The following is a 10738-nucleotide window of genomic DNA, read 5'->3' on the forward strand; positions in this document are numbered from 1 at the left end:
TTACCTTAACGGGTAATAGTGCTATCGTCGCATTGTCAGGCAATAGCCGGATAAATGTCGCGTAAATGTATCAGCTACAATCATTTTATATTTGATTTTCCTGGTTGAGTCCTATCGGCAACATATCTTCAGAGTGTCTTTACATAAACTATTGCAAATCAGCAGTTCATCACCACCCCCGATCTACTGCACGAACCCGGTCTGTCCCAAACCTAGCAATGTCTTGGGAGAGCAAATCTGTGCTACCTGTGAGACACCGTTAACCTATCGCTATTTGTGGGCGGTGGGTTCTGCGGCTCAGTCCATGCAATCGGGACAAATAGTTGGAAACCGCTACTATGTGACGGCGCCCCAAATTTGGTTGGATACTAAGCCAGGAGTCCCTCCGGTGCTTCCCGATCGCTTATCTGATGCGATCGCATCCTATTTGTATCTGTATCCTTACCACCTCCATATTCCCAGCGTCTATGGGGTTTACAACTTGACTGCTGCTGAGGATATGGTTGAGATTGTGCTTCTGGATAATATCCCGGTTGATGATCGGGGCAATTTATACCCCTCGTTGGTAGAAGCATGGCCGGAAGCCACAGCAGTCCGTCAAGTTTACTGGCTATGGCAGATTCTACAATTGTGGATTCCTCTGTGTGAGCAGGGAGCTACCTATAGTTTACTAATTAAGCATAACCTGCGAGTAACTGGGTGGCGGGTACGATTGCGGGAGTTACATCAGCAGGGTAAGATACAACCAACCCTACGAGATCTGGCTGAGTCTTGGTCAGTTTTGATTGAAACTGCCCATCAGAGAGTCCGCCAGCCTTTACAGGATATTGTGCAAGTCCTACGCCATAGCCCAGAAGATGCCATAGAAGCGATCGCCACTCAACTTAACCAGATCTTACTAGAACAAGCATCTGAGTTGCCCTTACATATAGCAGTAGCAGGTCAAACAGATGTGGGTATGATGCGATCGCATAATGAAGATTGTTGCTACCCCACAGCTACCGATCTCAAGCAAACCGATATTTACCCCAATGACAGACTCATCCCCTACATGAGTTTAGTTTGTGATGGGGTGGCGGGTCATGAAGGTGGCGAAATTGCTAGTCAGTTGGCTGTCCAATCGATTAAGCCCTTGATTCACAGTTTCATCATGGAAGTTGAGCAACAGGAAACCCTACTTTCCCCCCTGATGATCGCCCATCAACTTCAGGAAATTACCAGAGTTGTTAATAATGTCATTGCCGCCCAAAATGATGAGCAGGAACGCTCATCTAAGCAGCGCATGGGAACTACCCTAGTTATGGCACTACAACTCCCACAACACGCTAGACGTGGCTCTGGTTTCGATTTTAACAATGCCCATGAACTTTATATTGTTAATGTCGGTGATAGTCGCGCCTATTGGATAACGCCGGAGTCTTGTCAACAGTTGACCATTGATGATGATGTTACCATCCGGGAAGTGCGTCTGGGTCGTGCTGTATACTGGGATGCTAAACAACGCCGGGATGGCGGCGCTTTAACTCAAGCCTTGGGAACCCGAGAGGCAGAATTTTTGCGCCCGGCAGTTCAACGGTTTATCATTGAGTCTGATGGTCTACTTTTGTTGTGTTCTGATGGACTCAGTGACAACCAATGGGTTGAGAAAACTTGGGCGGACTATGCGCCTTTAGTTTTACGGGGCGAAAAATCCCTAGAATCAGCGGTTCGGGATTTGATTGAGGTGGCTAATACTCAAAATGGTCGGGATAATGTTTCGGTGGTTCTAACTTATTTTGGGGTTTCTCCTCAAAAATTGGTTCTGGTCGAACCCACTGCGACCACTCAAGAGTCGCCACCCTTAGAGTCGGAATTTACAGCAGCATCACGCGCCTTGATGGAAGAAGAAGCTGTGACTTCTGTTGACAAGAGGGCTACTCGTCTCCAGCGATTGAAACAGGCTGTATTGATTCTGGCTTTATTGATTTTGGCGATCGCAGGTGGTTATTTAGTTTGGCGGTTAGTCTACCAAGACTCCCCCACAGACTCCCCCACGGAAACACCCACGGAAACACCCACGGAAACACCCACGGAACCCTCAACCACAGAAGTAGATTCTGCTACCTATTACATTTCCTAGGCGAACCTTCAGAGGGCGGGTTGATTTATCTTATCCCTAGGAGGGAAGGATATAGGCGAACCCTCAGAGGGCGGGTTGATTTATCTTATCCCTAGGAGGGAAGGATATAGGCGAACCCGCCCCTACATGAGATCTGGTGGAGAGTTGGTTATTCTTTTTTGTCAATCATCATCTGCTGTAAAATCCAGGGTACAATTAGCAGAATTAATAGCATTCTGGTCATCTGCATAGCCATGACCAAACCGGAATCTCCCCCTAGTTGTAGGACTGTGGCTATCATAGCGGTAATTCCGCCGGGGGTTGAGCCTAAAATAGCGGTCATGGTGTCAACTTTAGTAATTAGATGGAATATATATCCAACCCCTAAACAGCTTAAAATTAAAACTATGACTAAGATTACCTCAATTAATACGGCTTTGATTAACTTTTTGGCGGTGTTCCCATCAAATTTAAGACCGGTACCGAGTCCGACGAATAGCAAGCCGACAGTAAAGCCGAGGGGTGGCATTTCAAAGGTATAAGGTAAACTCCAAAAGCCAATTAATCCCGCCAAAAAAGGGCCGAGAAATAGGGAAGAAGGAAGCCGCAGCAAAGGTCCTAGCCACACTCCCAAACCGCCGCAGACGCTGATAATTAGCCAGTTAAGGAAAGCTGGGGCGTGGGGGGGACTAGACAGGGAAGTAGGGGAAGATAAGACTAATGGCATTTCTGGAAGTCCAGGGGAAGCAAACCAGAAACTAGCTAGGGTGGGGATAATTAAAGCGACTAGGAGAATGCGGATATATTGGAGGACGGCGACGGCGATCGCATCAGCACCCATTTGTTCACTGATAGCTACTAAACTAGGACCAGCACCGGGAATGCAACCTAAAAATCCGGTAGTGCGATCGATTTTCGCCCACCGCCATAATAGATAGCCATTACAGACACTCATGGCACCTGTTACTACAATACAACCTAATAGGGGTAAAGCGTAGGTTTTACCGAGTATCAAAGTTTCGGGGGAAAATCGAGTAGCAGTAGTTAAAGCAACGATCGCCTGTCCGACCAGGTTAAAAGACTTGGGTAAAGGTGTAGACTTCTGCCAAATTAGAGCCAATAAAATCCCGACAATCATCGGACCTATCAGCCATCCTACTGGCATATTTAAGGAAGCCAAAAGCCATCCTGCCATGATAGCGATCGTCATCTCAATTAGGATAACTCCCACTTTTTCCCCATTTAATAGTAACGTTTTTAACGGGCTTTCATGTATCGAAAAATCAAGATGTTTGGCGGTAAATTGCATGGGAATAAAAGCAGAGCTATTAATTTTCATTTCATGACTATCTATATAGAATGGTTCAATGTAATTCTGAGAAAGCGGAGGATAAAGATTTTAATAAATACTAATCATACCAGGGCGGGCATTATAGCCCGCTCGAATTTTGCCCCAAGTCCACCTAGACAGCAGACATAGAACGCAAAGTTTTTAAGGCTTCATCCACATGACCTTTAAAATCCAACATGGAATCAAAAATGTGACGGACTACCCCTTGATTATCGATTACATAAGTCACCCGACCGGGAAGTATCCATAAGGTGGCTGGAACTCCGTATAATTTCCGCACCTGATTTCCCTTATCACTTAACAGAGTAAAAGGCAAATTATACTTACCGACAAATTTCTGATGTTCATCGGGGGAGTCCGCACTGACTCCGATAACTTCCGCCCCAGTTTCCTGAAAAATCGTGTAACTGTCCCGAAAGGCACAGGCTTCGGCCGTGCATCTTGGGGTATCATCTTTAGGGTAAAAATAAAGCACTACTGCTTTGTTACCCCGAAAGTCTTTGAGGCTAACCGATTCCCCGGTCTGGGAGGTTAAAGTAAAATCGGGGGCGAGGTCTCCAACTTGAACTGGCATATTTGCGATATCCTGTAACTTAACTTTAGCAAAAATGTTAAATTTTGTGTGCCTTTGTTATGATATCGCGGAATCTATCCTGCGGAAACCTAATTAATGGAAACCTATTCCCCCAGGTTCCATGCTGCACGATTCTATAGTTCCGCGCCCAAAAGCGATCGCCATATTAAACAATGAGGTATTGATTAAATGCGAGTTTTACTAATTTATCCAGTGTTTCCTAGAACCTTCTGGTCCTATGACAAAATTCTGGAACTGGTCGATCGCAAAGTCCTGTTACCTCCCCTAGGGCTGATCACCGTAGCGGCGATTTTACCCCAAGAATGGGAATTTAAGTTAGTCGATCGCAATATCCGACCCGTCACCGAAGCCGAATGGGAATGGGCGGATCTAGTCATTCTCACCGCCATGATCGTCCAAAAAGTCGATCTGCTGGCACAAATTCAGGAAGCCAAACGCCGAGGTAAACCCGTCGCTGTTGGTGGACCTTATGCCACCTCAGTCCCTGGTGAAGTTGCAGCCGAAGCAGATTATTTAATCCTGGACGAAGGCGAAATCACCTTACCCCAATTTGTCGAAGCCATTAACCGGGGAGAAACCAGCGGCACTTTCCGATCGCCAGAAAAAGCTGATGTTAGCACTACTCCAGTTCCCCGTTATGATCTGCTGGAATTGGATGCTTATGACTCTATGTCCGTACAGTTTTCCCGTGGCTGCCCCTTCCAATGCGAATTTTGCGATATCATTGTACTCTACGGGCGCAAACCCCGCACCAAAAATCCTGAACAACTCCTCAAAGAATTAGATTATCTGTATGAATTAGGATGGCGGCGGGGAGTGTTTATGGTCGATGATAATTTTATCGGCAATAAGCGCAATGTTAAGTTATTGCTAAAAGCCCTCAAGACTTGGCAAATTGAACATCAATATCCTTTCCGATTTAATACAGAGGCATCAGTGGATTTAGCCGCCGATGAAGAACTCATGGATATGATGGTTGACTGTAATTTTGATGCGGTATTTTTGGGTATTGAAACCCCGGACGAAGCCAGTTTGGCTTTAACTAAAAAATTCCAAAATACCCGTAGTTCTTTAAGCGAATCTGTCGATAAAATTATCCGGGCTGGCTTGCGACCAATGGCGGGATTTATTATCGGTTTTGATGGCGAAAAATCTGGGGCGGCTTCCCGGGTGATTGAGTTTGTAGATCAGGCTGGTATTCCTACTGCCATGTTGGGGATGTTGCAAGCCCTCCCCAATACCGGATTATGGCATCGGTTGGAGAAAGAAGGACGCTTACTAGCGGATCGGGAAAATATTAGCCAACACGCTACTAACCAAACTATGTTAATGAACTTTATTCCGACTCGTCCGGTTGAAGAAATTGCCGCCGAATATATCCAGGCTTTTCGGACTCTATATGAACCCGATCGCTATTTAGACAGAACCTATAACTGTTTCCTGAAATTAGGCGCACCTCGCAGTAAAACCCCTTTTAAAACTCCTGAATTGGTGGATTTACGGGCTTTGGCAATTATTATTTGGCGACAAGGAATTAAGCGATCGACTCGGTGGAAATTCTGGCATCATTTATTGGGTATTATTCGCCATAACCCGGCGGTTTGGGAACATTATTTAACGGTCTGCGCCCACAATGAACATTTCCTCGAATATCGCGACATTGTAACTGCTGAAATTACTCAACAACTAGAGAATTTTAAAAAAGTGGAGTCGGCGGAATTGCCGCCCGCCGAACTCTCGAAAGTTACAGCTTGAAGTGATTAGTTATGGGGAGCAAATTTGCTCCCTGTTATGACGTTCAATTAATTTAAATCTATGATACTGAATTAGAGCATCCTAATATGATGAGAGAATCTTACGATGATCTTGATATTGCGCCCCTAATTGACCATACCTTATTAAATCAGACGGCTTCTGATGAACAAATCCAAAAGTGTTGTGAAGAAGCGGATCGATATAATTTCGCTTCCGTTTGTATCTTCCCTGGTTTTGTCAAACTGGCGCGGGAACTTCTGCACAATAAAAGCCCTAAAGTTTGTACGGTAATTGGGTTTCCCTGTGGTGCGAATACTTCCGCCGTGAAACTGTATGAAGCCTTAGAAGCGGTCGAAAATGGGGCGACTGAGTTGGATGTGGTGATTAATTTAAGTTGGTTAAAGTCGGGAAAAACTAATGAGTTTAACCGGGAATTAGCCGAAATTTGCGAGGAAACCGGAGTGGTGGTTAAAGCCATTTTGGAAACAGCCGTTTTGACAGACGCAGAAAAACGTCTGGCCGCGGAATTGGCTATTGATGCGGGGGTTACTTATCTCAAAACTAGCACGGGATATTATGGAGGTGCGACGGTCGAGGATGTTAGGTTACTCAAGCAAGTAGCGCGGTCTCAGGTGGGAATTAAGGCTTCTGGAGGTATTCGCACTTATGATCAGGCGATCGCACTTTGGGAGGCGGGGGCGACCCGTTTAGGTACTTCTGGAGGGGTACATATTATCCGCAACCCGCGCCATCAACTCAACCAAGAAAATCAGGATTAATGAGTCGTACTTATAAAGCTACTGGGATTATTTTAAAGGCGATACCTCTGGGAGAGTCCGATCGCCTATTAACTATTTTAACACCAGAATTTGGTCTGATGCGAGTGGTAGCACCGGGGGCGAGAAAATCGCGATCGCGTCTGGGGGGGACTACGGGTTTATTTGTGGTTAATCAGTGGTTAATTGCCAAAGGGCGATCGCTTGATAAAATTACTCAGGCGGAAATTATCAACTCCCATAGTGGACTCGCTAAAAATTTGGGTAAATTAGCCGCTGGTCAATATTTGGCTGAATTGGTTCTTAGTCAAGCCTTGAGTGAACAACCTCAACCGGAACTCTTTTTGCTATTGTCAGAACATTTAGACCGCCTAGAAGGACTTCCTAATACCTCTACAGAGGAAAATGCGATCGGTATAGTCGCCCGTTTAACTCATGGAATTTTTCACCTCTTAGCTTGGGCGGGAATTGCTCCCCAGGTCCAGTTATGTTGTCTAACTCAACATCCTTTAAACCCTAATTTTAGCGACCCTAATTGGTTGGTAGGGTTCAGTTTAGCGGCTGGGGGTATCATTAATTTAGTCGAATTATCCCGCATTACCAGCCAACATAATGACCATCAATCATCCTCAGTTTCCGAAGCAGGTGGGCGTTATCTAACTGAGGAAATATCCATCAAAATTGATGCGCGTCTAGCAGCAGAACCCTTGGCAATTCTTCAACATTTAGCCCAATCTGAATTAACTAATCTCTGGAATACCTATCAACCATCAGCTTGGATAACCGTGGAAAAAATACTACGCCGCTATGCTGAATATCAGTTTGCTCGCTCGATTCAATCTGCCTCTTTAATTGACAGTTGGCTATTGAATTGTTCCCCTACTAATTGGTGTCAATAACTAGGACTGATGATTGATTAATCATGGTTTCGGTAGCTGGTCGATTTTGGTTATATTTTGGATAAACGATTCAATCATAATAAAAATGGTTAAAAAGCAGCCTAGCTTATTTGGGATAAGATATTATAATCGCGATTTCTTACAAAAAAAATCCTGGGGTAAAAATTGTTTTAATTCATCTTTTCCGACAGCTTTATGTTGCTATTTGCATGAGATCAATCTTGAAAATATCTATATTAAAGTAAATTCTAACTTAGAGATTGAGCATACAACTATTGCCACCGAAGATGTTTTTGGTATTAATCCTCAATCGGATCTAGCATTTTATGCTTTTGAATCACAATTTACACCCTATCAACAATATTTAATTGGTACCCTTCCCAGAGTTGATTTAGTTACGCAAACTAACGGACTTTGTTTGCGTGCTATGGAAATTAAACTGACCGCATTACCAGATAATACAACTTGCGAACTACCTGAAAATCAGTACGGATGTGAAATTGTAGTACGACCCGATACTATTGTTTATTTAGCCTGTAGCATAGCCTCTAATCTTCGGCAACAAGGAACTAATATGGCGGAATTACTACAATTAACATTTCCACAGGATTTAGATTGGACAGAACCCCTATCAGTAATTCCTTATGTCTCAACTATGATAGAAGCGATCGATAACTTAATGAGCCACATTGTTTCAGTTCAAAAACCATTTTTAATGCAGCCAATTTGGAAAACTCAGGGAAAGTCTCCCCAATTGTCTACTAACTGTTTAGATGTATTTATTTGGAGTGATATTTCCTTTAGTCGATTATTTATCAATTTGGCTAAACAAGAAATAGAAAACTTTGGTCAAATCATCAAAATTTCCAGATATACACGAACAGTAATTTGGCTATTTAAAATGTTAAGTGATTTTGGCGATCGCGGATTATTTGACCATGTAAGCATTATTGATTCCTGCTCATACAACACCAAAAATGATAAAGCATTTGCAGTCAATGGAAAAATAACTCACGAATATATGAACTCAGAGTCTTGGCGACAACCAAGAATCCCTAAGCAGGAAATCAAAAATATTATTTTAGGAGATGGTCAAAATTTACTGAGTCCCGAAAGAAGGTTTGATGCTATAATATACAACTCACCAGATTTATTTTGACTATAAATTTGTGAACTATGAGAACTATAGATTTGTTTGCTGGATGTGGTGGATTATCTTTGGGATTTGAAAATGCTGGATTTGATATTAAAGCTGCATTCGAGATATGGCAGCCAGCCATTAAAGTTTATCAACGTAACTTCAGACATCCCATTTTTCAAGTTGATTTATCTGAAGAAAGCGTGATACATACTCTGCGAGAGTATAAACCAGAAGTCATTATTGGTGGTCCCCCATGCCAAGATTTTTCCAGCGCGGGTAAAAGGGATGAAAGTTTAGGACGTGCTAACTTAACTATCAATTTTGCTCGCATTATTGCTTCTATTAAGCCTCGCTTTTTTATGATGGAAAATGTTTCCAGAATCACCAAGAGTCAAACTCTTAAAGTGACTTGGCAAATCTTAAAAAACAGTGGCTATGGTTTGACTGGCTCAGTTTTGGATGCTAGTTATTGTGGGGTTCCACAAGCCAGAAAACGATATTTTCTCATCGGTGAACTAGAAGGAAAAGACAATTTTTTAGAACCTTATTTGTTCAAAAATTATGCCTCTAAGCCGATGACAGTTTTTGATTATCTAGGTTTGAGTTTGGGAATTGAGTATTTTTATCGTCACCCAAGAAGTTATCAAAGGCGAGGAATTTTTAGTATCTATGAACCTAGTCCCACAGTGCGAGGTGTAAATCGACCTATCCCTAAAACTTATCAAAAACATCACGGCGATGCCTGTGACCTCAATCCCTCTCTACGACCACTAACTACTATGGAAAGAAGTTATATCCAAACCTTTCCTAAGTCTTTCAAATTTGAGGGGAGTAAATCTGACTTGGAACAGATGATTGGCAATGCGGTTCCCGTCAAATTAGCTGAATATGTGGCAGGTTCTCTTCTTAAATATATTGAAGATGGTTATAATCACGTTGGGTCTCACGATTCCTATATACAACTTAGCCTCTTTAATTGACAGTTGGCTATTGAATTGTTCCCCTACTAATTGGTGTCAATAAATTAACGGGGGGGGGACAAAATTATGATTAACTTGTCATTAACTATGGTATAATCTTGGCCCGTCTTGAAAATCCTAGTTATTCCGTGCATGGGGTTGACAAAATACTAGATTTATGCAGTGAGGCGATCGCTAAAATCGGCAATTTAGTATCTGATGATACAGTAGATTATGGCGGATCAGTTCTATGTAGGATATCAATTCTCAGGGGCTGCCACCAGTGGGAATGTTGCTCCCCAATCACTGATTTATGAAAAGGGTGATCTCCGAAGATAATTAATAATGATAACTAAGGAATAGATAATACCCTAATGCAAAACATATTCGGGGGTGGGGTCAAAAGTACCACATTGGCCAAACCAGGCAATGAGTCCTTGTTACTATCATTAGATTTAAAGACAATTGCAGATTATTTTTGAGGAAATTTGCATTTTCCGGATTTTTTTGCTAATATTAATTTAGGGACGGGTACTTAAACTTAAACAACAACTTGATTCAACATAAGTGGAGTATTCACAACTATGCAGTTGATGAAAATAGTTCACCTGAAAGCCTGGGAGTTTTCTAAGTGATTGCCATATCATCACGTCCGGTTAAACGTAACTGGGTCACAATTAGCTTTGCTTCTACACTCTATCTGGGATCGATTTTGGATTTACTTCTCGCCGAAATCCCCTCGGAGTGCCAAGATGAAATCAGACTAGGACTACAAGAAGCCCTAGTTAATGCTGCCAAACACGGCAATAAGCTAGATCCCAGTAAAACGGTTGTCGTTCGTTTTGCGATCATCAATAATCAGTTCTGGTGGTTGATCTCAGACCAAGGACGGGGATTTAAACCCCCATCCTGTGGCTGTAGCTTGTCAGCAGTGGAAACTAATGATAACTGCTGGGATGACCCAGAACTACCCCATGATGAACATGAATGCGGACGAGGATTGTATATTCTTGAGCAAATATTCGATCGCGTGGAGTGGAACCAAGATGGAACCGAACTAATCCTAAGTAAACAAATCCCCGCTATATCACGTAAACCTCTTGGGAGCGTGGAAGCCCCGTGTCTTTAGACCGGGGAGGAAACGCGACAGGGGGACTTTAGTCC

9 protein-coding genes are annotated in these 10738 nt (G+C 43.1%); 7 read left to right on the forward strand and 2 right to left on the reverse strand.

What is annotated here, in order from left to right:
• The first annotated feature begins 133 nt into the window (after positions 1-133).
• Complete coding sequence (locus tag ACTIE0_RS20410; protein WP_006670607.1) at positions 134-2119, forward strand: 4-Cys prefix domain-containing protein; 1986 nt, start codon at positions 134-136, stop codon at positions 2117-2119.
• Positions 2120-2267: 148 nt separating this feature from the next.
• On the opposite strand, the gene ACTIE0_RS20415 is transcribed toward ACTIE0_RS20410, so the two are convergent.
• Positions 2268-3437, reverse strand: coding sequence for an AbrB family transcriptional regulator (locus ACTIE0_RS20415; RefSeq protein WP_006622624.1), 1170 nt, complete (start codon positions 3435-3437; stop codon positions 2268-2270).
• Positions 3438-3561: 124 nt separating this feature from the next.
• Positions 3562-4023 carry a peroxiredoxin gene (locus ACTIE0_RS20420; protein WP_006670606.1) on the reverse strand — a complete coding sequence of 154 codons (462 nt, stop codon included), beginning with the start codon at positions 4021-4023 and terminating at the stop codon, positions 3562-3564.
• A gap of 189 nt (positions 4024-4212) precedes the next feature.
• Here ACTIE0_RS20420 and ACTIE0_RS20425 point away from each other — a divergent pair, with 189 nt between their 5' ends.
• The 6 genes from ACTIE0_RS20425 (at position 4213) to ACTIE0_RS20450 (ending at position 10703) form a co-directional block, all read left to right on the forward strand.
• Positions 4213-5799 (forward strand): B12-binding domain-containing radical SAM protein, encoded by a 1587-nt coding sequence (locus ACTIE0_RS20425; RefSeq protein ID WP_006622626.1) that lies wholly within the window; start codon positions 4213-4215, stop codon positions 5797-5799.
• 86 nt (positions 5800-5885) lie between these two features.
• A complete protein-coding gene (gene deoC / locus ACTIE0_RS20430) occupies positions 5886-6578 on the forward strand; it encodes a deoxyribose-phosphate aldolase (RefSeq protein ID WP_006622627.1) in 693 nt (230 codons plus the stop codon).
• Positions 6578-7474, forward strand: coding sequence for a DNA repair protein RecO (recO, locus tag ACTIE0_RS20435; RefSeq protein ID WP_006622628.1), 897 nt, complete (start codon positions 6578-6580; stop codon positions 7472-7474). The genes deoC and recO overlap by 1 nt, the downstream gene beginning before the upstream one ends.
• Before the next feature lie 85 nt (positions 7475-7559).
• Complete coding sequence (locus ACTIE0_RS20440; RefSeq protein ID WP_006670605.1) at positions 7560-8633, forward strand: HindVP family restriction endonuclease; 1074 nt, start codon at positions 7560-7562, stop codon at positions 8631-8633.
• A 17-nt stretch (positions 8634-8650) separates the two neighbouring features.
• Positions 8651-9595 carry a DNA cytosine methyltransferase gene (locus ACTIE0_RS20445; protein WP_006622630.1) on the forward strand — a complete coding sequence of 315 codons (945 nt, stop codon included), beginning with the start codon at positions 8651-8653 and terminating at the stop codon, positions 9593-9595.
• A gap of 610 nt (positions 9596-10205) precedes the next feature.
• A complete protein-coding gene (locus ACTIE0_RS20450; RefSeq protein ID WP_006622631.1) occupies positions 10206-10703 on the forward strand; it encodes an ATP-binding protein in 498 nt (165 codons plus the stop codon).
• The last annotated feature ends 35 nt before the right edge of the window (positions 10704-10738 follow it).

Origin of the sequence: Limnospira sp. (genome assembly GCF_051859755.1) — a bacterium.
Lineage (GTDB): Bacteria > Cyanobacteriota > Cyanobacteriia > Cyanobacteriales > Microcoleaceae > Limnospira > Limnospira fusiformis.

Bases quoted from the DNA above. Each gene is read 5' to 3' on its own strand.
- deoC (WP_006622627.1), top strand. From the start codon at position 5,886: ATGATGAGAGAATCTTACGATGATCTTGATATTGCGCCCCTAATTGAC.
- ACTIE0_RS20415 (WP_006622624.1), bottom strand. From the start codon at position 3,437: ATGAAAATTAATAGCTCTGCTTTTATTCCCATGCAATTTACCGCCAAA.
- ACTIE0_RS20420 (WP_006670606.1), bottom strand. From the start codon at position 4,023: ATGCCAGTTCAAGTTGGAGACCTCGCCCCCGATTTTACTTTAACCTCC.
- ACTIE0_RS20440 (WP_006670605.1), top strand. From the start codon at position 7,560: ATGGTTAAAAAGCAGCCTAGCTTATTTGGGATAAGATATTATAATCGC.
- recO (WP_006622628.1), top strand. From the start codon at position 6,578: ATGAGTCGTACTTATAAAGCTACTGGGATTATTTTAAAGGCGATACCT.
- ACTIE0_RS20425 (WP_006622626.1), top strand. From the start codon at position 4,213: ATGCGAGTTTTACTAATTTATCCAGTGTTTCCTAGAACCTTCTGGTCC.
- ACTIE0_RS20445 (WP_006622630.1), top strand. From the start codon at position 8,651: ATGAGAACTATAGATTTGTTTGCTGGATGTGGTGGATTATCTTTGGGA.